Source organism: Gilliamella sp. Bif1-4 (genome assembly GCF_001690535.1).
GTDB classification, from domain to species: Bacteria; Pseudomonadota; Gammaproteobacteria; order Enterobacterales; family Orbaceae; genus Gilliamella; species Gilliamella bombi.
The window spans coordinates 66583-90271 of the sequence record NZ_LZHC01000016.1; the positions used below are offsets into that span (position 1 = coordinate 66583).

20 protein-coding genes are annotated in these 23689 nt (G+C 33.3%); 12 read left to right on the forward strand and 8 right to left on the reverse strand.

Annotated elements, in window-relative coordinates; all coding sequences use genetic code 11:
- The first annotated feature begins 64 nt into the window (after positions 1 to 64).
- Both A9G25_RS02410 and mgtA read left to right on the forward strand, forming a co-directional pair.
- Positions 65 to 2035 (forward strand): TonB-dependent receptor domain-containing protein, encoded by a 1971-nt coding sequence (locus A9G25_RS02410; protein WP_065625589.1) that lies wholly within the window; start codon positions 65 to 67, stop codon positions 2033 to 2035.
- Positions 2036 to 2979: 944 nt separating this feature from the next.
- Positions 2980 to 5688 carry a magnesium-translocating P-type ATPase gene (mgtA, locus tag A9G25_RS02415; protein WP_065625590.1) on the forward strand — a complete coding sequence of 903 codons (2709 nt, stop codon included), beginning with the start codon at positions 2980 to 2982 and terminating at the stop codon, positions 5686 to 5688.
- Between the two features lie 322 nt (positions 5689 to 6010).
- Here mgtA and A9G25_RS02420 read toward each other — a convergent pair whose 3' ends face one another.
- Positions 6011 to 6850, reverse strand: a complete 840-nt coding sequence (locus A9G25_RS02420) for an IS3 family transposase (protein WP_065625591.1) — start codon at positions 6848 to 6850, stop codon at positions 6011 to 6013.
- Positions 6851 to 7064: 214 nt separating this feature from the next.
- Between A9G25_RS02420 and A9G25_RS02425 the strand changes: the two genes are divergently transcribed.
- From A9G25_RS02425 to A9G25_RS02435, 3 genes are all read left to right on the forward strand, one after another.
- Positions 7065 to 7271, forward strand: coding sequence for a hypothetical protein (locus A9G25_RS02425; RefSeq protein ID WP_034910630.1), 207 nt, complete (start codon positions 7065 to 7067; stop codon positions 7269 to 7271).
- Positions 7272 to 7537: 266 nt separating this feature from the next.
- Positions 7538 to 7969: a hypothetical protein gene (locus tag A9G25_RS02430; protein WP_065625592.1), complete on the forward strand. Its 432-nt coding sequence runs from the start codon at positions 7538 to 7540 to the stop codon at positions 7967 to 7969.
- A 150-nt stretch (positions 7970 to 8119) separates the two neighbouring features.
- Entirely contained in the window at positions 8120 to 8476 is a 357-nt protein-coding gene (locus tag A9G25_RS02435) for an MmcQ/YjbR family DNA-binding protein (RefSeq protein WP_065625593.1), read from the forward strand.
- 156 nt (positions 8477 to 8632) lie between these two features.
- On the opposite strand, the gene A9G25_RS02440 is transcribed toward A9G25_RS02435, so the two are convergent.
- From A9G25_RS02440 to nikA, 6 genes are read right to left on the reverse strand one after another with little or no spacing between them, the layout of a single operon-like run.
- On the reverse strand, positions 8633 to 9958 hold the full coding sequence (locus A9G25_RS02440; protein ID WP_065625594.1) for an MATE family efflux transporter: 1326 nt from the start codon (positions 9956 to 9958) through the stop codon (positions 8633 to 8635).
- Between the two features lie 3 nt (positions 9959 to 9961).
- Positions 9962 to 10741 carry an ABC transporter ATP-binding protein gene (locus A9G25_RS02445; protein WP_065625595.1) on the reverse strand — a complete coding sequence of 260 codons (780 nt, stop codon included), beginning with the start codon at positions 10739 to 10741 and terminating at the stop codon, positions 9962 to 9964.
- On the reverse strand, positions 10742 to 11596 hold the full coding sequence (locus tag A9G25_RS02450; protein ID WP_065625596.1) for an ABC transporter ATP-binding protein: 855 nt from the start codon (positions 11594 to 11596) through the stop codon (positions 10742 to 10744).
- Entirely contained in the window at positions 11593 to 12423 is an 831-nt protein-coding gene (gene opp1C, locus A9G25_RS02455; protein WP_065625597.1) for a nickel/cobalt ABC transporter permease, read from the reverse strand. Before opp1C ends, A9G25_RS02450 begins: the two co-directional genes overlap by 4 nt.
- Positions 12420 to 13364, reverse strand: a complete 945-nt coding sequence (opp1B, locus tag A9G25_RS02460; RefSeq protein ID WP_065625598.1) for a nickel/cobalt ABC transporter permease — start codon at positions 13362 to 13364, stop codon at positions 12420 to 12422. The genes opp1C and opp1B overlap by 4 nt, the downstream gene beginning before the upstream one ends.
- A 22-nt stretch (positions 13365 to 13386) precedes the next feature.
- Positions 13387 to 14952, reverse strand: coding sequence for a nickel ABC transporter substrate-binding protein (nikA, locus tag A9G25_RS02465; RefSeq protein WP_065625599.1), 1566 nt, complete (start codon positions 14950 to 14952; stop codon positions 13387 to 13389).
- 293 nt (positions 14953 to 15245) lie between these two features.
- Here nikA and rhlE point away from each other — a divergent pair, with 293 nt between their 5' ends.
- The 4 genes from rhlE (at position 15246) to A9G25_RS02485 (ending at position 19198) form a co-directional block, all read left to right on the forward strand.
- The gene (gene rhlE / locus A9G25_RS02470) at positions 15246 to 16559 is read left to right on the forward strand and encodes an ATP-dependent RNA helicase RhlE (protein ID WP_081297116.1); all 1314 of its coding nucleotides are present in this window, start codon (positions 15246 to 15248) and stop codon (positions 16557 to 16559) included.
- A 16-nt stretch (positions 16560 to 16575) separates the two neighbouring features.
- Positions 16576 to 16911: a YggL family protein gene (locus A9G25_RS02475; protein ID WP_065625600.1), complete on the forward strand. Its 336-nt coding sequence runs from the start codon at positions 16576 to 16578 to the stop codon at positions 16909 to 16911.
- Between the two features lie 85 nt (positions 16912 to 16996).
- Positions 16997 to 17188, forward strand: a complete 192-nt coding sequence (locus A9G25_RS02480; protein ID WP_065625601.1) for a hypothetical protein — start codon at positions 16997 to 16999, stop codon at positions 17186 to 17188.
- Between the two features lie 576 nt (positions 17189 to 17764).
- Entirely contained in the window at positions 17765 to 19198 is a 1434-nt protein-coding gene (locus A9G25_RS02485; protein WP_141674973.1) for a hypothetical protein, read from the forward strand.
- A 102-nt stretch (positions 19199 to 19300) separates the two neighbouring features.
- Here A9G25_RS02485 and A9G25_RS02490 read toward each other — a convergent pair whose 3' ends face one another.
- Positions 19301 to 20893 carry an ABC-F family ATPase gene (locus A9G25_RS02490; RefSeq protein WP_065625603.1) on the reverse strand — a complete coding sequence of 531 codons (1593 nt, stop codon included), beginning with the start codon at positions 20891 to 20893 and terminating at the stop codon, positions 19301 to 19303.
- 701 nt (positions 20894 to 21594) lie between these two features.
- Between A9G25_RS02490 and A9G25_RS02495 the strand changes: the two genes are divergently transcribed.
- From A9G25_RS02495 to A9G25_RS02505, 3 genes are all read left to right on the forward strand, one after another.
- Positions 21595 to 21948 carry an integrase core domain-containing protein gene (locus A9G25_RS02495; RefSeq protein ID WP_335340307.1) on the forward strand — a complete coding sequence of 118 codons (354 nt, stop codon included), beginning with the start codon at positions 21595 to 21597 and terminating at the stop codon, positions 21946 to 21948.
- A gap of 16 nt (positions 21949 to 21964) precedes the next feature.
- Positions 21965 to 22639, forward strand: coding sequence for a hypothetical protein (locus tag A9G25_RS02500; protein ID WP_141674975.1), 675 nt, complete (start codon positions 21965 to 21967; stop codon positions 22637 to 22639).
- 190 nt (positions 22640 to 22829) lie between these two features.
- Entirely contained in the window at positions 22830 to 23687 is an 858-nt protein-coding gene (locus A9G25_RS02505) for a carboxylate/amino acid/amine transporter (RefSeq protein WP_065625606.1), read from the forward strand.
- Positions 23688 to 23689: the final 2 nt, after the last annotated feature.

The following is a 23689-nucleotide window of genomic DNA, read 5'->3' on the forward strand; positions in this document are numbered from 1 at the left end:
ATAATGTATTCTTCATATATCTTATAAATCTATAAATGTCATTATAAATAATAGGGTTATAACAATGAAAGCAAAAAAGAAGATTAAATTGGCTACAAATGTCATTAATACTAGTATTTTGTTGTCATTATCGACAGCTGCTATAGCAGCTAGCAATTCAGATACTGACACCATGGTTGTTACTGCATCGGGGTTTTCTCAACAAGTTAAAGAAGCGCCGGCTACCATTTCGGTAATTACACCAGAAGAAATTGAAAAAAAACCTTATCGTGATGTCACAGATGCGTTGAAGGATATTCCTGGAGTAAATATCACTGGAGGTGGTGATTCTACTGATATTAGTATTCGAGGCATGGATGCCAAATATACCCTAATATTAGTTGATGGCAAAAAGGTTAGTACCCGCGAAACAAGACCAAATAGTGATAATTCAGGATTTGAACAAGGATGGTTACCACCATTAACGGCCATTGAACGTATTGAGGTTGTGCGAGGCCCTATGTCGTCATTATATGGTTCTGATGCGATGGGAGGGGTTGTTAATATTATTACTAAAAAAGTGTCAAATAAATGGCAAAGTGGTGTACGTTTAGAATCGGTTATTCCTTATCGTTCAAAAGAAAAAGATACATATACTAGCAGTTTTTCGACCATGGGACCGATTATTGATGATGTTTTAGGTATACAACTTTATGGGCAGTATTCAAATCGTCATGAAGATAAATTTCTTGCGGGTCATGCAGGACAAAAATTACGTAGTTTAAATGGTAAATTATCTTTAAATGCTTCAGATACACAAAAATTTGATCTCGATTTTGGACGAGCTTTACAAAATAGTAATGCAACTGCAGGAAAAACAAGAGATAAATCTAGAAGTGATTTTAATAGAGATAATAGACGAAATACGTTTGCTTTAACACATAATGGTTTGTTTGGTGATGTTTCTACAACTTCATTTGTCTCTTATGAAGGAAATAATAACCCAAAAAGGAACATGAAAATTCGCAATACGGATGTAGATACACGTGTTACTATTCCTTTTAGTATTAACATGCTGACTTTAGGCGGAAAATATAATTATCAAGAATTGCATGACAAAGGAAATCAACTAAAAACGACATTATCTAAAATTGATCGTTGGAATTATGCGTTATTTGGAGAAGATGAGTTACGTATTTTAGAAAATTGGAGTTTAACATTAGGATTACGTTATAACAAAGATGAAAATTATGGTAGCAACTGGAATCCAAGGGTTTACAGTGTGTGGAATATTGATGATAACTTTACATTAAAAGGCGGTTATTCTACTGGTTATGCTACACCACAATTACGTTATGTTGTGATGGATTGGGGACAAGTCACTGGTGGTGGATATTCTGATGGTGTAATCATTGGAAATCCAGCTTTAAAACCAGAAAAAACAAATAATTTTGAAATCGGTATAGGCTATACCAATGATTATGGTATTGATGCCTCTGCAACTGCATTTTACACAAAATATAAAGACAAAATTCAATCATATTATATTTGTAATCGTAATAAAGGAAGCAAGTGCTTATTGAGTGGTTATAGTAAAAAGTTTGACTTTATACAGGGCCGCGAAAATGTTGGCAAAGCAGATCTTAAAGGTCTTGAATTTTCATTTAAAACGCCTTTATTTACTGATTTCCTATTAACATCTAACTATTCTTGGACAAAAACAGAACAAAAAAGTGGGCAATTTAAAGGACGATCTTTAAATCGAACCCCTAAACAAAAATTCAATACTCAATTAGATTGGTATGTCACCCAACAATGGGATTTATGGACAAAAATGGCCTATTATGGCATGGAATCGTCTAATAACCGTGATGGCACAAAAGTTGAATATCCAGGCTATACTTTTTGGGATGTAGGTACGTCTTATCAAGTACACAAACAAGCCAAGATTTATGCTGGTGTCTATAACCTATTTGATAAAAATATAACTAACGATGATTTTGGTAAAACCTTAGAAGGTAGAAGATACTTCGTGGGGACTGAGGTTAATTTTTAATCACTAAGAAGATTTAATTTTTGTCTATAATCTTTAAGGTAGCTTTTTAATATAGCTGCCTTTTTAATGATATTATTCAATTAAATATTATTTAATCTGATCTTACAAATAAACTTATGTATTCATTTATTTATGGGTTGATTAATACGGTAATTGCTTAAAATATGGACATATTTATTCAAAACAGGAAAAGTGAAACGAGCCAGTTTATTTTAGAAAAGTTAATTGCTTTCTTCAAATAATAAATAGCAAAAATTTGGAATGGAACATTGCACTTATTTGTAATGCTATTGATTGCGATTTATATAAAGTGAAGATAAAAACGGCGACAAGTACTGTTTTTCAACAACTGTATTTATTTTTTCGTGAGATAGGTTGACTTCTACTCCTTAAAGGAGTATAAAAAGCCCGCCTTTTGAGCTTTTCTTCCTTTTTTAGCTATTATGGAAGTTAAAAACGAGGGTGAAGGGAAGTTGAAATATAAAGTGAAGAGTTCAATTTACAGGAGAAATATGGACACTCAATCGGGTCACCCCAAGACTAGGGGAGACAAACTTAAACACATCATTATCGGTTAATGAACTTGTCTAAATAACTATTTTTTCAGTTCACAAGCCGAAATTGATAGAACGGTAACGGTGAACGATATGTATTTTTTTACACGCTATCACGCAAATTCAAAACATCAATGCGCGCAAAGCTTAATGGTGCGTGTTTTGCATCTTTCAGAAAAACATTTAGAACCACCAAGTTGTATCTAAATTCTTAATTAATTCTGTTTGCTAATCAAATTTAATGCTCAGCCCAAGCTATAAAAAATAGCTTTATAGGCTAATTTTGTTATGCACTAAATTTTAGCTAATCACAAAATTTAATTATTTATTGTTACTTAATAACAATAAGTTGGCATATTTTTGCCAAAATTATGAATATAGGTACTCATGATGACAAAAAATACATCAAAAACTAAAGCACAAAATAGTGTAGATATTAAAGCTATCAACGAATCTCAAAGCAGTCTCGATAGTATTTTAGCTAAATTTCAATCTAGCCTTTCAGGATTAACACAAGAAAGTGCAAAGTCGAGAATTGAAACTTATGGAAAGAATGAAGTTGCACGCGAAAAGGTACCATCAGTTTTAGTACAACTATTAATGGCGTTTAATAATCCATTTATATTTGTATTATTAGCGTTAGCTATTGTCAGTTTTGTGACTGATTTTTGGTTACCTTTGCAAAATGGCGAAGAGACAGATTTAACCAGTATTATCATTATTCTAACTATGGTATCACTGAGTGGATTATTGCGTTTTTGGCAGGAATTTAGATCGAACAAAGCAGCTGAAGCGTTAAAATCGATGATTCGTACAACAGCAACGGTGTTAAGGCGTGCGCATAAAGATATGAGCCCAGAACGTATTGAAATTCCATTAAGTGAAATTGTTCCTGGAGATATTGTTTACTTGTCGGCTGGAGACATGATCCCTGCAGATATTCGATTGATTGAATCGCGGGACTTATTTGTTAGCCAAGCCGTATTAACAGGTGAATCGATTCCTGTTGAAAAGTATGACACATTAGGTGCTGTAACACAGAAAACATCCGATAATATCGAAACATCAAACATCAACAAAGATAATTTGCTTGATGTTAATAACATTTGTTACATGGGAACCAACGTTGTTAGTGGAACCGCCACAGCCATTGTAGTTGCAACAGGGGGGGATACTCATTTTGGCTCATTGGCAAAATCAATTGTAGGATCTCGTGCTGAAACTTCGTTTGATCGCGGTGTTAATAACGTTAGCTGGTTGCTTATTCGCTTTATGCTAATTATGGTGCCAATTGTATTTTTTATTAATGGTTTTTCAAAAAATGATTGGGGCGATGCTGCGCTTTTTGCATTAGCCGTGGCCGTTGGCCTGACGCCTGAAATGTTACCAATGATTGTGAGCGCTAATTTAGCAAAAGGCGCTGTTGGTATGGCAAAACGTAAAGTGGTTGTTAAAAGACTCAACGCAATCCAGAATTTTGGGGCGATGGACATTTTGTGTACTGACAAAACGGGGACATTAACACAAGATAAAATTATTTTAGAACATCACCTTGATATAAAAGGTCAAGCCGATTCATCTGTTTTGGAACTTGCATGGCTTAACAGTTATTATCAAAGCGGTATGAAAAACTTGATGGATAAAGCGATTATTCGTTTTGCTGAAGAAAAGACCAGCATGAAAAAGGTTGGTGTTAGCTTATACAAAAAAATTGATGAATTACCATTTGATTTTGTACGCCGACGTTTATCGGTCGTGGTACAAAATGGTGATGATAACCATTTGATGATTTGTAAAGGCGCAGTTGAAGAAATGCTGTCCATTGCCAGTTACGTTTATGAAAATGAAGAATATTTACCATTAAACGATGAACGTAAACAAGCTTTGATCGCATTAGCACATGAATATAATAAAGAAGGTTTTAGAGTGTTAGCCGTTGGAGTAAAAAACATTCCGGCAAGTGAAACAAAACCACAATACACCGTGCAGGAAGAAACTGCGCTCGCCATTCGTGGCTTTTTAACTTTTTTAGATCCACCAAAAGAAAGCGCATTCGAAGCTATTTCTGCATTGAATGCGCATGGAGTGGGCGTTAAAGTTTTGACCGGTGATAACGAAATCATCACCATTAAAGTTTGCCGAGAAGTTGGTTTAGAACCAGGCACGCCATTACTTGGCACTGAAATTGAAAAAATGGACGATGACGAGCTAAAAAAACAGATCGAACAGCACACTATTTTTGCAAAATTAACACCGCTACAAAAATCGCGAATTATTCGGTTATTACAAGATAATGGACATACTGTTGGTTTTTTAGGCGATGGTATTAACGATGCACCAGCACTTCGCGATGCCGATGTAGGGATTTCGGTGGATACTGCAACCGATATCGCTAAAGAATCTGCTGATATTATTTTACTTGAAAAAAGCCTAAGGGTTTTAGAAGAAGGTGTAATATGTGGCCGCGAGACCTTTGGCAATATTATGAAATACCTAAACATGACAGCAAGTTCTAATTTTGGCAATATTTTTTCAGTATTGGTTGCTAGTGCGTTTCTACCATTTTTACCTATGCTAGCAATACATTTACTTATTCAAAACTTATTGTATGATATTTCACAACTCTCATTGCCATGGGACAAAATGGACAATGAATTTTTACAAAAACCACGTAAATGGAATGCGTTAAATATTAGACGTTTTATGATTTGGATTGGACCAACATCGTCTATTTTTGATATTACAACTTATGCATTAATGTGGTTTGTATTTAGTGCTAATAGTGTTGAAGCTCAATCACTATTTCATTCAGGATGGTTTATTGAAGGGTTGTTATCGCAAACTTTGGTTGTGCACATGTTAAGAACACAAAAAATTCCATTTGTGCAAAGCACGGCGGCATTTCCTGTTATTGTGATGACGTTGTTAGTTATGGTTATTGGTATTTATATTCCGTTTTCTCCACTAAGTGGGTTAATTGGACTACAACCATTACCGTGGTCATATTTTCCATGGCTATTAGCAACTCTATTTAGTTATTGCTGCGTTGCACAATTAATGAAACGCATCTATATCAAACGTTTTGGTCAATGGTTTTAATTGATTAATAACAGCTAAGTGATACTGATATCGCTTAGCTACTTTACAAATTGTGTATTTAAAATTTATAAAAATTAATATATTAAGTATAAAATAATAACAAGAGGAAATAATCTATGAAAACACCACATAAAAATTTAATTATGCTAATTAAAAGCCGAAAACAAAAAAAAGCTCAAGCGCAATTAAGAAATTAAATATAAAGATAGTTAGAGTAAGGATTTTAAGTTAACACATAATAAAAGAAACAATTATTGGGGGAAGATTGATGACAAAGAACTCGCTTTTTGGCGAGTTCTTTGATCTAATAGAGAGGAGTCCATTATAAGAGGAATTCTTCTATGCTAAAAAAAACAGCTCCAGCGACACCAGAAAAAATAGAGCAAATCTCGCTAGATGCGTGTCCCATGAAAATCATGTTGTTCGTAAAATAACTAAAGTCATTGATTTTGAATTTATTCGAGAAGCGGTAGTACCTCTTTATTGCCTTATGTGGTCTTTCGGTGTTATAAATCGTTAACCATTCTTCGGTTATTCTCCTTGCTTGCGATAAGTTGTTAAAAAGATATAAATCGAGTACTTCAGTACGATAGGTACGATTAAATCGTTCAATATAGCCATTTTGATAAGGGCTACCAGGCTTTATATAATCAATGGCTATATCATGTGATTTAGCCCAGTTTATAAAGGATTTTCCTGTAAATTCTGGTCCATTATCGACTCGTATTTTTAATGGATACCCATGATATTCGGCCAGTTTATCTAAGTAACGGGTAATTCTCCCTGCTGGTAAGCTTACTACAATATCAATATCTAACGCCTCACGATTAAAGTCATCGATGACATTGAATGTCCTAAAACTACGTTGATTACGGCTACTGTCACTCATAAAATCCATTGACCAACATTCACCTTGTTTATTAGGCACCAATAGCTTTTTTGGGCATCGTGGAGGAGTGCGTTTTTTACGCTTTACTCTGAGATTAAGCTTTAATTCACAATACACCCGATAAACACGCTTATGGTTACATTGATATCCCAGCTTCCTGATACGATTAAAGCATTTAGGAAAGCCCCAGCGTAAATGCCGGTCTGTGATAGTATTCAACACAGAAATAATTATTGAATCATCCTGTAACTTAGGTTGATAATAGAATGTCATCAATGCTTGCTTGTCTTTACGGCTAATACAGGTATCGTCCTCCCAATGTCCTCGCGTTTTCCGGCTTTTTAGATAATTTGGGTGTTGTTTAATTGACTGTTTATATCGGCGGTCTCCTTTTTTAAAAACTGCACTTGCTTTTTTCTTAAATCAGCGTTTAGATATAACAGTGATAAACATTGGGTTTGTCACTAATTTATTAGGAGGACTTATAATGGTACAAAAATTTGCTCCATACGGTAGTGATGTTTCGTCTGGCACTTATAAGTGCGCTGACTGTGGCTATATTTATTCTAACCAAAGTAAGAAATCGTTACCTCCTTGCCCTGATTATAATAAAAAACCGCACAGCAAAAATGGTTGGTATATTATGTCTGGACAGGGTGATTCAGTTAAAGATCCTCATCCACATAAAAAGTAATTTTATTCAGTTAATGCTATTAAAAGGTAGCCTATATGGTTACCTTTTTTGATTGTATCGATCTAAAATAATATTTTTTCGTTGTCAGCAATTAATTCTGACGAATGTATAACGATATGACTATTAAGAATAAATATTAATTCTTTCATATAGTTATTTTATAAACCTCTTATTTTGTTGTGAATTTGTTTGATTTGTTTTTCATTTAGATGTTTTTTATAATAAAATCAAGACAACTATTAACTCTAAATGTAAGGAATATTGAAGTGAAAAAGCTAATGAAATTGGTAGTGTTATTTTCTGCTCTTTTTACAATTTCGAATGCGTATAGTGCTGAATTACCACCATCAGCAAACATAACTAAAGCTTTTGCCGATAGTGCAAAAAGGTCGATATTAGGTGAAGGTGGTGAATTTCCGGTTAAAGTGGATGCGGGTTATGAAATAACTAACATTTTTGGTAACCTTAATAATATTGTTTTTGAATATAATATGCCGACCGATAGCCAAAGTGTATCAATAGTAGATATTACAGAAAATATCAGGCTTGGGCTTAATGCGCAATTTTGTAATAAGCAAGACGTGATTGAAGTGTTACGTGCTTATGATATTCGTTTTTTATTTCGCTTTCAATTCAATGATGATCGTAACGTGCCAGCAACGTTATCAATTGATGAAATTTGTGAAGAACAAAAATAAATAGGTTAAATTTATAGCCATTGTTGACATCTTATTTTGAGATTATTATACATAACAATGATTTTATAAAGCTTGATTAGCGTGTTGTATATTAAATCAGCTGTTTATATTATCGTATTAGCTTTAGTGAATTGAAACAGGAAAATAACAATGAGCTTTAAGAATAAATTAATTGAATATGCTCATACTTTAAATAATATTCAAATTGACCACCCTTTTGAAAATTATCCTAACTATCAGGTTATTAGACATAAAAATAATGGTAAATGGTTTGGTTTAATTATGTCAGTGGAAAAGAATAAGTTAGGTCTAAATTCAAAAGATATGGTGGAAATAATTAATGTTAAATCTGATCCTGAATTAATTTCTATAATAAAAAATACTTCAGGTATATTACCCGCATATCATATGAATAAAAATCACTGGATTACAATAATGCTCGATGGTTCTGTGCCGTTTGAACAAATCGTAAGTTTATTAAACCATAGCTATGATTTAACTATTTAAAATATATGATATATTTTAAAAAATATAAAATGGTATAGTTGCCTACACAACAGGTTAATTCAGAAACAAGAGCTTTGTATTATCTTTTATATAAACTATCTAATTAATACTTTGAACGATATAAATAGTCTAGACCTTCAAAAGATAATTAGTTATTTAGTTTAGTATATATCTTTTAGATTTTTTTACCCACATTACTAAAAATAAAGTTCTACCTAAGCTAAATAAAATATAAGAGAGCCATAATCCATTATTTCCCCATATTGGTACACAGATATATTGTGATATCAGCCATAAAATTAAAGCTAGAATCATAGAATCACGAATAGAAGAAGTGTAGCTGATTCCAGAAAAAACGCCATAATATATAAGACCACCAGCAACTACAATAGGGAAGATAGTAAGCCAATATTGATATTGTAAACAGATAGTGATGATTTCGGTTTGATTGGTTAATAATTTAATAATTGTTGTATCAAATCCAAACCATAAAGCGATTAATATTAGGGGACAAATAATACAAGCTTGCAGTGACCAATGTAAGGTTTGATTATATAACTTGATATCTTTAGTACCTTTCGCCTTACCGCTAAATACGCTTGAGGCATTGGCAAACCCGTCAAACAAATAAGCCATTAAATAGTGAATTTGAAACAAAACGGCATTAGCAGCTAACACTTCGGTGCTAAAACTAGAACCAATCGAGATAAAATGGTTGGTAACGATTAATAAGCAAATGGTACGAATCATCAAATTGGTATTAACTAAAATCACTCCTTTCAATGATTGCCAAGATAGTATCGATTTTAAATCAGTTTGTTGATTGGATTTCGGTAAATTACGATAAATAAACCAAATGCCTAACAAAGTACAAATTATTTGGGCAATTAGTGTTGCAAAGGCAACTCCCTGCACATTCCAATGAAAACACCAAACAAAAATTACTGCCATAATAATATTAAGCAGATTAATTAATACTTGTAGAAATAGCACAGCCTTTACTTTAGACATTCCCATTAACCAACCAACTAAAACGTAGTTGATAAGGACAAACGGTGCTCCCCAAATTAAGACAGAGAAATAAATATCCGCGTAATGCTTTACTTCTTCATTAGGTTTGATAACGTGCATTGAGGCAGAAAATATCACCTGTTGAAAAATGATAAAAATAATTCCTAAAAATATAGCTATAAATAAAGGGCGAATTAAAGATACTCGCAACAGCAACGGATCGTCTAATGCTTGTGCGGCAAAACCAGTGGTACTGACTCGTAAAAAGCCAAAAAGCCAATAAATAGTATTAAAAATAACAGCACCAACAGCAATGCCAGCAATAAAGGCGGGATTGGGTAAATGTCCGACCAATGCGGTATCGACCACGCCAAGTAGTGGCGTTGTAATAGTTGAAATAATAAACGGAATAACTAGCGCTAAGTAATCTTTAAAACGATATTGTTTATTAACGATAGATTGAGTTGCCATAATTTAAAAACCTAAAATAGATTTAAGAAGTTGTTTAGAATAAGCATTATTAACCTGATTTAAATTAGCTAATTTATCAACTTGTTCGACAATCTGTCCTTGATAAAAGAAGATCACTCGATCGCAAAGATAAGCGATAGTCGCTAAATCATGTGTAATGAAAATGGTTGTTAAATTTAACTGTTTTTGCAGATCAACTAATAACGATAAAACTTGAGTTTGGACAGTAATATCAAGTGAACTTACTGCTTCGTCAAATAAAACAAATTTAGGTGAACAGGCAATTGCTCGTGCAATACAGATACGTTGTAATTGTCCTCCACTCATTTCGTGGGGAAATCGATGATAAAATGATTCATTTAATCCTACTTGTTCTAATAGTTCAATTACTCGCTTTTTAAGTTGGCTTGCAGTAAGTTTGTCATAAATATAAATGGGTTCGGCAATAATTTCAGCAGCGGTAAAATAAGGGTTAACTGAAGTGTTGTAGTCTTGAAACACAGCGCTTATTTCTCGTCGCATTGGAGATTTTCTCCATGCACGTTGTCCTATATCTTGCCCATTAAAATAAATTTTGCCGCTATCAGGTTTTTCAAGCCCCAAAATTAGTTTTCCAAGTGTACTTTTACCGCTTCCGCTTTCTCCTACAATACCTAAACATTCGCCTTGGTATAAAGACAAAGAAACATCTTTAATAATTGGCGTTTTTTTGCGATTACATAAACCTTGATTAGGTTGTAAGAAAGATTTTTTGAGATTATTAATTTGTAATAACGGCGTCATTTAGATAGTCTCCAATCTATTTGGGTGGATAACGGCGTTAAATTTGGCTAATAACTGTTTACGAGTATCAATTAAGTAACGTGTATAATCATTTTTAGAATGATAAAAAATATGATCGCAACTACCTTGTTCTACAATCTGGCCTTGATTCATTACAATAATATGATCAGCGATATGGTGAATAACACTTAAATCATGCGAGATAAATATCATTGCTGTTTTCGATTTTTGTTTGATATTTTTTAATAATTGCAGAATATGAAGTTGACTAATAGAATCCAACGCTGTGGTTGGTTCATCGGCAATAATTAATTCAGGTTCAAGCATTAATGCTATTCCGATCATGATTCGTTGTAACATGCCGCCACTTAACTGATGTGGGTATTTCTTAAAGATTTGTTTTGGATCATTAAGACCAATGTCGGCAATCATAGTTAATGTTTTTTCAATAGCTTGTTTTTTACTAATTGTCAGATGTGCCAATAACGTTTCAACCACTTGATTGCCAATACAATAAAGCGGATCAAAAGCATTCATTGGATGCTGTAGTATAGCCGAAATAGCATTGCCACGAATATGGCGTAATGTCTCACGGTTTTGTTTTAGTAGATCACCATTTAATTGTAACGCTATTTTAGACTGTTTGGGGTTAAATAAAACTTCGCCTTGAACCGAAAAGTAGGGCTCCAATAAACCGATAATAGCTTTGCTAGTTAAACTTTTACCGCAGCCACTTTCGCCCACAATACCTAAACATTGATGATGCTCAAGGCAAAAGGAGATATCATTAAGTAGTGTTTTGCCATTATCCAGTGTTACTGTAAGATTCTTAACCTCAAGTAATTTATTATTCATGCTGTTTTTTCCTTAGGATCAAGAATGTCACGTAAACAATCGCCAAGCATATTAAATGCAGCAACCACAATTAATATTGCAATTCCGGGATAGAGCATTTGCATAGGATGCTGCATCATAACGTTTTTTGCTTCATTTAGCATTAGTCCCCATTCTGGAGTTGGTGCTTGTATGCCAAGCCCTATGAAAGATAAAGCTGAAATATTTAAAATTACCCAACCAGTATCTAGTGTGGCTAACACAACTAATTCTGACATTACATTTGGTAATAAGTGACGGCGAATAATAAATGAATGTGGTGCGCCAATTGCTCGGGAAAATAAAATATAGTTTTTACGGCTATATTTGATAACCGAGCTGCGAATCATACGACTATACCAAGCCCATTTGACCATAATATTGGCAATAATAACGTTCTCAATACCCACACCAAGTACGCCTACAATAGCAAGAATCATCACTTGGCTAGGAAAAGAGAGCATAATATCGCATAAACGCATAATACACTCGTCAAGTTTACCTCGTTTATAACCTGAAATTAGGCCAATTATTGCACCAATAACGATGGTAATAATCATGGTTAATAATGACAAAAATAACGTGGAGCGAATGCCATAAAGTAGTCTTGAAAAAATATCACGTCCAAGATGATCACAACCTAACCAATGTTGAGCTGACATTGGGGCGTATTTACGAATAATACGTACTTTATTGGGATCAAATGGTGCAATATAAGGGGCTAAGATACCTAATATAATGATAGTTGCAATGATAATTAAACAACATAATGCAGTTTTATTTTTACACACCTGCTTAAGTACATTCATGACAAACCACCATTATCACGTAAACGAGGATCTAGTAAATGATGAAGAACATCGACAATAAAATTACATACCACAAATAATATTGCCATAATTAAAATATAAGCTTGGATAACGGGGTAGTCTCGATTCATAATAGCAGCAATACATAACCGTCCAAGTCCTGGCCAAGAAAATATATATTCAACCACAAATGAGCCAGCAATTAATTGCGGAATTGTCATACCTAATGCTGTAATAGTGGTATGTAAGGAGTTCACTAACACATGTTTAAGAATGATTGTGCGTTCTTTTAGCCCTCGGCTACGCGCATAAAAAACGGAGTAGTTACGCATGTTTTCTAGCATGTTATTACGAATAAAACGAATATAGGTTGAAATATAAACGAATGATAATGTTAAAGTCGGTAGGATTAGATTCTGCCATGAGCCATATCCATTAGTTGGCAGTAAATCTAAATAATTAGCAAAAAACCAGATAAATAAAAGCCCAAGCCAGTAGCTCGGCATAGCCGTGCCTAAAAAAATTATAATACGTAAAATATGATCGAAAACTGAATTAGCAAAAATGGCACATAACACGCCTAAAATCAGGCTAATAACCAATGTAAAAATAAATGAAGAGAAGGCTAAAAGCAATGTAGGTTGTAAACTTCGAAGGATCTCGTCTAAAACCAATCTATCTCGATGTACAAAAGACCGCCCAAAATCAAGTTGAAAAACATTATATAACCAACTGATGTAACGTTTCCAAAATGGTTCATTTAAACCTAACTCTAGGCGCATACTTTCAATAGCATCGGGCGTGGGCATAATTTCATTTAAACGTAATGCTACTTCAGCAGGATCAGAAGGGGCTAAATTAATAAGTAGAAAAGCGATAAACGAGATACCGATAATAATCGGTATCATCATAATTAAACGTTTAAAAAAGTAATTTAACATTATTACTAACTAACAAAATAAATTAAAAATGCATTTTCTCAAAGGGAATGTCAAACTGCGAAGGAGCAAATTCAATACCTTTTAGTGATTTTATGGCGATAGCTCGGTTGCGTTCATAAGTTAACGGAATATAGACCGCTTGGTTATGCAATGTTTCAAGCACATAACGGTAAAGAGCTTGACGTTCTTTTTCATCAGTTGAAATTAATGCTTTACTAATGCTTGCATCAATTTGAGCTTTCTCTTTCAATCCTTGTTGTGCCATATAATCACCATATACTGGTAATTTCATGCCAGACATAAAAGATTGTGGGTCATAAGGCATTCCCCAAGAAATATCAAATACCATATCAAAATCACCAGCTTTTTGGCGATCACGATAACCTTGTTCTTCTTCTCCATGAATGTTAAGTTTTAAACCAACCTGTTCAAACTCATCTTGCATATATTGTGCGATAGTTTTTTGAGATGCAGTATTGCTATCATAATAAAGAGTTATTTCAAATGATTTGCCGTCTTTTTGACGGTAATTCTGACCTTTTTGTTTTAGCCAACCTGCTTTATCAAGTAGTTCTTCGGCCAATTTAGTATTATATTCGTAAGGTTTTAACCCAATATTTGCATAAGGAATATTAGTAGCCATTAATGTATCAGCTGGCGCTTCGCTACCATTAAAGATACCTTCAGAAATATCTTTTTTATTAATGATATGTTCGATTGCTCGGCGCACATTAGCATCGCTTAAAGCGGGTCGAGTGGTATTCATCAATACGATACGGCTTGATACAGGTTTTGACATTAATGTTTGAAATTTATCCATTTCTGAAAAACGTTCAAATGAATCGGCATCCACCATATTTTTACCATAAATTAAATCAATTTCACCTTTTTCAAGTGCCATTAAACGGCTTTGGTTGTCTGCTATAACTTTCATGGTAACAGTTTTCAGTTTTGGTTGCTCACCCCAATAGTTAGGATTTGCGTTAAAAACAGCATACTGATCTTTTTTATGATCACCTAAAACATAAGGACCAGTACCAATATAAGATTTAACACCATTTTTAGTTTCGCCATCAATCATAGAATTTGGTGAAAGAAAGCGCATTGGTCTTGTAACAGCAATTTCAATCAAGAATGGGTAGTAAGGTTCTGATAGGTTAACTTGTAAAGTATAATCATCTACGGCTTTGATTTCGGTAATTAGGCGTACCATTTCAAGCCATGTATGGCGCACTTTATTTGACAAGACTGCATCCCAGTTTAATTTTGCACTGTGAGCATCAAATTTAGCACCATCACTAAAGGTAACATCTTTTCTCAGTTTAAACGTATAGGTTTTTCCTTGGTTAGTGATAGTCCAGCTTTCAGCAAGCCAAGGGGAAAATGTGCCATCTTCATTATAATGAACAAGCGACTCATAGAGCATATTTTGAGCCCACATTTCACCTCCATAAAGGTGTGGATTCAAATCGCGAATATCTCGGAAGTTTGCAAAAGTGATATCATCTTTTGCAAAACAGTTAAAGCTAAAAAGCGATAAAAGTGAGACAATTAATAGCTTTTTAATGTGGCTAAAGTTTAAAAGCATGTTTAATCCAGTAAATTATTATTAGAGAGTCAAATATTAACATGATTATAAATGATAATAAATATCATTTATATTTTTAATGGATAAACACAATAAAATCAATACTCTTTTTTATAACATATTTATATATTAAAGGTGCTCCGATAATTTTAATTAAAGGTTTGTATAATATATAAAATTTGGATTATTATAATAGTCAGTGAGTAAATTTATTAAATAATCAGACAAGTATTATTGAATTGCTTTATAATGCATATGAATAATTTATTTTTCGTTTATTTAGGATACATTTCATGTCATTTGACTCTCTTGGTTTAGATACCAAGATTTTAAAAGCAATTCAAGAGCAAAACTATACCGATCCCACTCCCATTCAACAACAAGCTATACCTATAATTTTATCTGGTAAAGACCTTATGGCGAGTGCACAAACAGGAACAGGTAAAACGGCAGGCTTTGGTTTACCAATATTACAAAAGCTTGTTCAACAGCAAGCAAAAGAAGCTAATAATCCAAAACCTAAAAAAGGCAAACGTCCTTTATATGCCTTGATTTTAGCCCCAACGCGCGAGCTGGCTGCGCAAATAGGCGAAAATATTCGCGATTATAGTTGTTATTTGCCCATTCATTCATTAGTAGTTTTTGGTGGGGTGAGTATTAATCCGCAAATGATGAAATTGCGTGGTGGTGTGGATATCTTAATTGCAACACCGGGACGATTGCTTGATTTACAGCAACAAAATGCGGTGGATCTTTCAACGGTTAAAATACTGGTGTTGGACGAAGCTGATCGCATGTTAGATATGGGATTTATACATGATATTCGTCGTGTGATTTCCAAGCTACCTAAAAAACGGCAAAATTTAATGTTTTCGGCAACTTTTTCGGATGAAATAAAAGTTTTGGCTCAATCTATTTTGCAGTCACCTGAATCTGTTGCTGTAGCAAAAACTAATAGTACTTCAGAGCAAATTACTCAATATGTGCATCGAGTTGATAAACGCCGTAAGCGTGAGTTACTATCTTATTTAATCGGTAAAAATCAGTGGCAACAAGTGTTAATTTTTACACGAACCAAATATGGTGCAAATCATTTAGCGGAACAATTAACGAAAGATGGCATTAAATCAGCAGCTATTCATGGTAATAAAAGCCAAGGAGCTCGAACAAAAGCATTAGCTGATTTTAAAAGCGGACAAATTAGGACATTGGTTGCCACAGATATTGCCGCTCGAGGTCTTGATATAGAGTTATTACCTTACGTTGTTAATTATGAGCTCCCTCAAGTTGCTGAGGATTATGTTCATCGTATTGGTCGAACAGGTCGAGCGCAGAATCAAGGGCAAGCTCTCTCGCTTGTGTGCATTGATGAATTGGCACAATTAAAAGCAATTGAAAAATTAATTAAAAAAACGATTCCAGAATTAACAACCAAAGGGTTTGAAGTTGATCCTAAAATTAAAGCTGAACCTGTAAAAAAATCGTCATCAAGGCGTGCGCCAGCAAAAAGAAGAGGTTCATCTTCAAATCGATCGTCGCAATCCAATCAAAAAGGTGTGACCTCCAATAAACATAATCATACTAAAAATAAGCAAACTTATATTTAATAAGAAGGAAATTATTATGGTAAATCGCAGCAGACGTTTACGAAAAAAATTACACATTGAAGAGTTTAAAGAATTAGGTTTTACCGTTAGTTGGTCGTTTGACGAAGGTACAACTGAAGAAACTTTAGATAATATCGTCGATCAGTTTATTCTTAAGGCTATTCAACCCAATGGTTTAGCTTATGAGGGGAGTGGTTATTTAAATTGGAAAGGGATTATTTGCACTCAAAAACAAGGCAATTGTACCGAAGAACATCGTGACATTGTCACAAAATGGCTTGAAAGTCACGGCTTAAAAAATGTCAAAACCAGTTCACTTATCGATATTTGGTGGGATGAATTAGAATTCTAATCTATTGGTGATTTCTAAATAGAAAATAGTCACTGGTGTGGCTATTCAAGTACAATATAGTATTTCGGTAAGGAGTACTTATATAATGAACGAAGGTACTATTTTTAAACTTGATAAAAAGTATACGCCTTTTTTATTCAAAGCGATAGAAGCAGCAAAGAAAAGCGAATTTGTGACCAAATATAAATACGATATCGATCATTTTTATATATTTTTTAATAATTATATAAAAATAATTACATTAGCGATTATATTTATTGCTACTAAAATTTTTTAAATTATCTAAGAGTAAATCGTTTTATATATTGGTACAGCTAGTTTTTTCAATGATAGATTATCAACGGATGATATTACAACTTTAATATGCATTGCTTTTTTATAATTTTCTTTCCAACTGTAAGTAAAAGATATTCAAGCTAATATTTACAAATCTTAACAAAAAGGTCAGCATTTTATATTTAAATGATGTTATTTTTTATTTAAAATACAGGCTTGTTTTAGTGAGTTACTATATTTTTTATCTAAAACAAAAATGATTTTATAAAAACTAATCGATGCTCTATATAAAAAATATTATGTTAAACAATGTATTGATAAATTGAATGGCTTATGGTACAATGAAATGAAAGACACAACACAACACAACACAACACAACACAACACAACACAACACAACACAACACAACACAACACAACACAACACAACACAACACAACACAACACAACACTAATTTGTCTTTTATGTAAAAAAATATTATCAAGTAAATTCCTCAAAAATTCATTCTTTGCTTATAAAAATTACCATAAATATATAATTTATTATCTTAGATTGATAAAAATACGAAAAATTGGGATGATAAATTTCATCTTTTTTATCTTTATGACATTGTTAACTATTACTAATAGTTATGCTGCTTTATCTGCAAAGACAATAAAAGCAATTGAAGGTTCAGCCCCTTATATAAAATTAAATGGCTCTGCTATTAATGAACTGGCTGATTTATTGAGTTTTCAAAAATCTGATAGTTCCTCTAACTATGTAGTAATTTATCCATCGATAAATAAAGTAATTTATGCGCATAATGGGGACAAATTTAATCAATTTATTACAAAAGTTGTTGCTGATGGACAACCAAAACGTTTATCAAATATTGTGGGAGTAAGTTATGGTGATGATGATGGCGATTTCGCTCATTCAACTATGGGAATAACAGGTACATTAACTGCTACTTGGCGTTATCGACAGCCAGATGGTACGATAAAAACGTTATCTTCTGATGAATTAACAAACAAATTAGATTCATGTCAAAGTCCATATCAATTGACGATTAGCGCTAATAGTGTTAAAGCGCTATCTCAATATGGCATACCATTTGAACACGCTTATGGTAGTCTTAGTAAAACGTATACAATAAAAGTTGATGATTTCAAAGTTTGCTATATAAAGCCTGCTAGTTTACAAATTTATGATGCTTCTGGCGTTGACGACAACACTTGTACCAATACGACAAATTGCAAATTTATTGGCGGTTATAACCCTAGAGTTTTCTTCCCTAATGAAGGGTTTTCGGCTTTGGCTCCTACTAAATTCCCTACAACGGCCTTTGATCAAGCAAAATTTACTTTAAGAATGAGTAATGAACAGAGTGATTATATTTATACATCAAGTAATCCGAATTTAGTCTCAATAAGTAATGTAGCTGGAAGTGAAGGTGTTGTTACCTTTAATTCATCTGTTCATCCCAATTTACCTTTTAATGTAATCTTAACAGCAAGGACAAAACCCAATGTAATAACGCCTTCAAAAACGTCTATTTATTCTTTTACCATTAATAAATGGATACGCGCACTTCCTCCAACACCATATAAAACAGAGCAGTATTTAGATACTGGAAATGGTATTTTCCCTGCAGCTAATGCTTGTGCTGGACGTGATTTAGGGATGATTAGTGCAGAAGAAGCGGCAAGTTATTTTTATTCGCCAAGTGAATTAACCAATGCACCTAGCGCAGCAACTGCCGTAACCGGGCATGGCATAGGTCTATTTCCTGAATGGTATCATAATCGAGAAGCAAGATTATCGCGAGATATTGACGGTACATTTTACGGAGAATGGGGAAATTTATATAAAGGATACCCTAATAGTGGTTTTGGAGCATCTGTTGGATGTACGTGGAGTAGTCAGGTATATACAAATGCGCTTATATTTGGTATTGATAGGGAAAGCGGTTATGTAGGTTATAATTTGCTTAAATATGATGGTTGCACTCCAGTTTGTCGAAAATAGTAATGATAAATAATATTTTATCGTAGAGTGAAACAATAAAAATTATTGGTAACCAAAAAAATAGCCACATTGGTATTTGTGGCTATTTTTATTAATGAATGATTATTCAATTCCTTGACTATGCAAGTAATCTTCATAATTACCCGTATAATCAATTACTTTTTCTGGGGTGATTTCAACAATGCGTGTTGCCAGTGAGCTAACAAATTCACGGTCGTGCGAAACAAAAAATAGCGTACCTTGATAAAGCTCTAATGCCATATTGAGTGATTCGATAGATTCCATATCTAAATGGTTAGTTGGTTCGTCCATAACAATAATATTAGGACGTTGCATCATCAATTTACCAAATAACATACGTCCTTTTTCACCACCAGATAAGACCTTAACTTGTTTTTTAATATCGTCTTGTGAAAATAATAATCGACCTAGAATACTACGCACGGCTTGTTCATCGTCGTTTGGTTGTTTCCATTGGCTCATCCAGTCAAATACCGTTAAATCACCTTCAAATTCGTATTCATGATCCTGCGCATAATAACCAATATTTGCGTTTTCAGACCATTTTATATCGCCTTGCTCAGGAGTTAGTTCGCCCATTAGCGTTTTTAATAATGTGGTTTTACCAATACCATTAGTCCCTAAAATAGCAACTTTTTCGCCCACTTCAACCATGAGCTTAAGATTTTTAAAAAGAGGGCCATTGTCAAATCCTTTGGTAAGGTCTTCAACAACAAGCGCATTACGAAATAGCTTTTTATCTTGCTCAAAACGAATAAATGGATTTTGTCGACTAGAAGCTTTGACTTCTTCAAGTTTGATTTTTTCAATTTTCCTTGCGCGTGATGTTGCTTGTTTTGATTTTGATGCATTGGCACTAAAGCGACTAACAAACGATTGCAGTTCACTAATTTGTGCTTTCTTTTTGGCATTTTCGGCTAACAAACGCTCTCTCGCTTGCGTTGATGCGGTCATGTAATCGTCGTAGTTACCTGGATAGATGCGCAATTCACCATAATCTAAATCTGCCATATGGGTACAGACCATATTCAAAAAATGGCGGTCATGCGAAATAATAATCATGGTGCTTTCACGTTGATTTAAGGTATCTTCAAGCCAGCGGATTGTATCAATATCTAAGTTATTGGTTGGTTCATCGAGTAATAAGATATCTGGATTTGAAAATAGGGCTTGGGCTAATAATACCCGTAACTTCCAACCTGGTGCGATTTCGCTCATTAATCCGTAATGTTGCTCAATTGGAATACCAACACCTAATAATAATTCGCCAGCCCGAGATTCGGCACTGTAACCATCCATTTCAGCATATTGGGTTTCTAAATCAGCAACTTTAAAGCCATCTTCTTCACTCATTTCAGGGAGTGAATAGATGCGATCCCGTTCTTGTTTGATCTGCCATAATTCGGTATGTCCCATAATTACGGTATCAAGTACGGTAAACTCTTCAAACGCAAATTGGTCTTGACGTAACTTACCTAATCGTTCATGCGGATCTAAAGCAACATTGCCGGATGTTGGCACTAAATCGCCCCCAATAATCTTCATAAAAGTTGATTTACCGCTACCATTGGCACCAATTAAACCATAACGATTGCCATTACCGAATTTAACTGAGATATTTTCGAATAATGCCTTACTTCCAAATTGCATTGTGATGTTATTTGTACTTAACACTAGAATTTACTCTCTTTAACATGCGTTTCACTCATATAAGTAATAATTAGACTTTGAGTGAAGTCGCGGAAATATGAATTGGCGCATATTATGCCATAATTAATCATTTTTGAGGATCTTTGTTTTAGATAACAGCATTTAGGGAGGGTATATTTAATTATTAATATATTGTAAGGCATATGAAAAATCAGTGATATTTATTCTTTATGATTAAAATAATTCCCTTAATTCTACAAGATGTTAACCGCTTATCATATTACTTTAAACAAAGTAAATCATTCCTAAAATTTATTTTTACTTTTTGATTTCAGGTTAATTGCGAATAAATATCATCACTTGATATACCATATAACTCATTGATTGTGTTTAAAATTTTCTAAAAAACTTAAATAAAATCAATATTGCACATGGTTTTAATTATAACATGTACTATCTTTTACAACATCTGAAGACAGTTGATTTGTTGTTGAAAAGTATCGACAATGCAATCCTAACAAAATTTACATTTTATACTCAATTGCTTTTTATACTGAAACACATAGTTACCTGAAACTTTTTGACGACATTCTCAGGGTTTTTATCGTAGACAAAAGCGCTCTAATGAATCAATAATTATCTTTTTACACTCCTTAACAAATACCCTAATTTCAAATTTGAAAAAAACGTTTAACCTATTGGATAGGCTACACTAAATTGTTGATATCAGTAATCGAGAAATAGTAGGGCGAAGTGCTGGAAGGCATAAAACAGCAGCACTGGTGATACAAGCTATGAGTCAAATTCCAATGAACTTACAGACGATTGAATTGTTTCATTCTGATAGAGGAAAAGAGTTTGATAATCATTTGATTGATAAATGTTTAACAACATTTGGAATTAAACGGTCGTTAAGTCGCAAAGGCTGCCCTTCTGATAACGCAATTGCAGAAAGCACATTTAAAGCAGTAAAAACAGAATTTGTGTCAAATACTATTTTTGATTCACTTGCGCAACTTAAATTGGAATTTAATCACAATGTCGATTGGTTTAATTATAATCGACTTCATTTAACATAAAATTACCAGTCGCCGATTGAATACAAAAGAAATCGATGACCTTATCTTTTTGGTACTAAAAAGTGTGGACATACCAATAAATAATTTTTATATTGATGATAAGGATTATCAAGCCATTTGTTACTCTTGGCATGCACAGCTACTAGACCAATTAGCTTTATCTCATTTTTATCAGATCAATCAAATTTTAAAAAAAATTAAAGTTGAAACAATATTACCTGAAACTTTTATTACTCGACTAATACAAATTAAAACAGAATTATTTACACATAACCAATGCAATTCTAATCTTGTTAAACATTTATTTATTGAACTATTAATTAGATTATCTGCATTTGGTGTGTATTTTCCACTGAATAATAACCCGAAAATTAGCCAAAAAATTCGCGAAATTATTAACCAGCAGCCAGACAAAAAGTGGCAGGCAGCAGAAATTGCTAAACAATTTGCTATGAGCGAATCAACTTTACGGCGACATCTTGCTTTAGAAGGATATAATTTATCCAAAATTATCTTAGATATAAGAATGAATTTTGGTTTAATGCTGTTACAAACCACCCAAAAAAGATCCTACAAATTGCCCAAGAAGTGGGATATGAATCAGACTCTCGTTTTGCTTTTTACTTTAAACAACGTTTTGGATTTGCACCAAAGAGGCTACGTTAGTCAATTTTTTATCACTAACATTTAATTTTATTTATTAAATTTTTTTTATGCATGTCCATTACCATGGTTTCTCAGACTATTGTATACAGCGCTAGCAATTCCTACAGATTGTCAATTATTTTATCATAGTAATCAATTTTTATGATATAAAGTTTACAAGTACTAAGCCAATTGATACGATGCGTCTCTAATTATTTTCTTTATATTCATCAATTATGCTTTATCTTATTTTTGTAACAATTATTTGGTCGTTTTCGTTTAGTTTTATTGGTGTTTATATCAGTGGACAGGTTGATACTTGGTTTGCTGTGGTTATGCGTGTTTTGTTAGCATTTATTACCTTTTTACCTTTTTTACGCTTTAGAAATATTAAGCTTAAAACCCTATTTCTTTTAATGGGTGTTGGGGCTTGTCAATTAGGAATTATGTACTTTTTTTATTATAATTCCTTCCAATATATTTCAGTACCTGAAGTGCTGTTGTTTACCATTTTTACACCTATTTATGTCACGGTTATTTATGATTTACTGCAACGTCATCCATTAAGATTGAGTTACCTTTTTACGGCAATAATAGCAGTTATTGGTGCCGCTATTATTCGTTATGATCATATTAGTGCAAACTTTATTATTGGCTTTTTATTAATTCAAGGGGCTAATATTGTTTTTGCCTTAGGGCAGGTTGGTTATAAAAGAATTATGGAGATATATCCAATGCCTCAACATCAGGCTTTTGCTTGGGTTTACTTTGGGGCGGTAATTGTGGCAACAGTAGGTTGGTTACTTTTTGGCGATGCATCAAAATTACCTACAACTATTTTACAATGGAGCATTATTATCTGGCTTGGCGTAGTTGCTTCTGGCATATGTTATTTTTTATGGAATTTTGGTGCGACAAAAGTTGATTCGGGCACTTTGGCTATTATGAATAATGTGGTTATCCCAACAGGGATTTTAGTGAATGTGGTTATTTGGCATCAATCATTAGACTGGTTACGCTTTATATTAGGTAGTGTAGTTATTGTGTTGGCACTATTGCTACACTACAAAGTTAAAAATCGATCATTGAGTTAAGC

Coding starts and splice junctions, on each gene's coding strand:
- nikA (WP_065625599.1), bottom strand. CDS start 14,952: ATGCTTTTAAACTTTAGCCACATTAAAAAGCTATTAATTGTCTCACTT.
- A9G25_RS02435 (WP_065625593.1), top strand. CDS start 8,120: ATGAGCTTTAAGAATAAATTAATTGAATATGCTCATACTTTAAATAAT.
- A9G25_RS02505 (WP_065625606.1), top strand. CDS start 22,830: ATGCTTTATCTTATTTTTGTAACAATTATTTGGTCGTTTTCGTTTAGT.
- opp1C (WP_065625597.1), bottom strand. CDS start 12,423: ATGAATGTACTTAAGCAGGTGTGTAAAAATAAAACTGCATTATGTTGT.
- A9G25_RS02475 (WP_065625600.1), top strand. CDS start 16,576: ATGGTAAATCGCAGCAGACGTTTACGAAAAAAATTACACATTGAAGAG.
- A9G25_RS02420 (WP_065625591.1), bottom strand. CDS start 6,850: ATGACATTCTATTATCAACCTAAGTTACAGGATGATTCAATAATTATT.
- A9G25_RS02445 (WP_065625595.1), bottom strand. CDS start 10,741: ATGACGCCGTTATTACAAATTAATAATCTCAAAAAATCTTTCTTACAA.
- A9G25_RS02425 (WP_034910630.1), top strand. CDS start 7,065: ATGGTACAAAAATTTGCTCCATACGGTAGTGATGTTTCGTCTGGCACT.
- A9G25_RS02480 (WP_065625601.1), top strand. CDS start 16,997: ATGAACGAAGGTACTATTTTTAAACTTGATAAAAAGTATACGCCTTTT.
- A9G25_RS02410 (WP_065625589.1), top strand. CDS start 65: ATGAAAGCAAAAAAGAAGATTAAATTGGCTACAAATGTCATTAATACT.
- A9G25_RS02450 (WP_065625596.1), bottom strand. CDS start 11,596: ATGAATAATAAATTACTTGAGGTTAAGAATCTTACAGTAACACTGGAT.
- mgtA (WP_065625590.1), top strand. CDS start 2,980: ATGACAAAAAATACATCAAAAACTAAAGCACAAAATAGTGTAGATATT.
- A9G25_RS02440 (WP_065625594.1), bottom strand. CDS start 9,958: ATGGCAACTCAATCTATCGTTAATAAACAATATCGTTTTAAAGATTAC.
- opp1B (WP_065625598.1), bottom strand. CDS start 13,364: ATGTTAAATTACTTTTTTAAACGTTTAATTATGATGATACCGATTATT.
- rhlE (WP_081297116.1), top strand. CDS start 15,246: ATGTCATTTGACTCTCTTGGTTTAGATACCAAGATTTTAAAAGCAATT.
- A9G25_RS02485 (WP_141674973.1), top strand. CDS start 17,765: ATGATAAATTTCATCTTTTTTATCTTTATGACATTGTTAACTATTACT.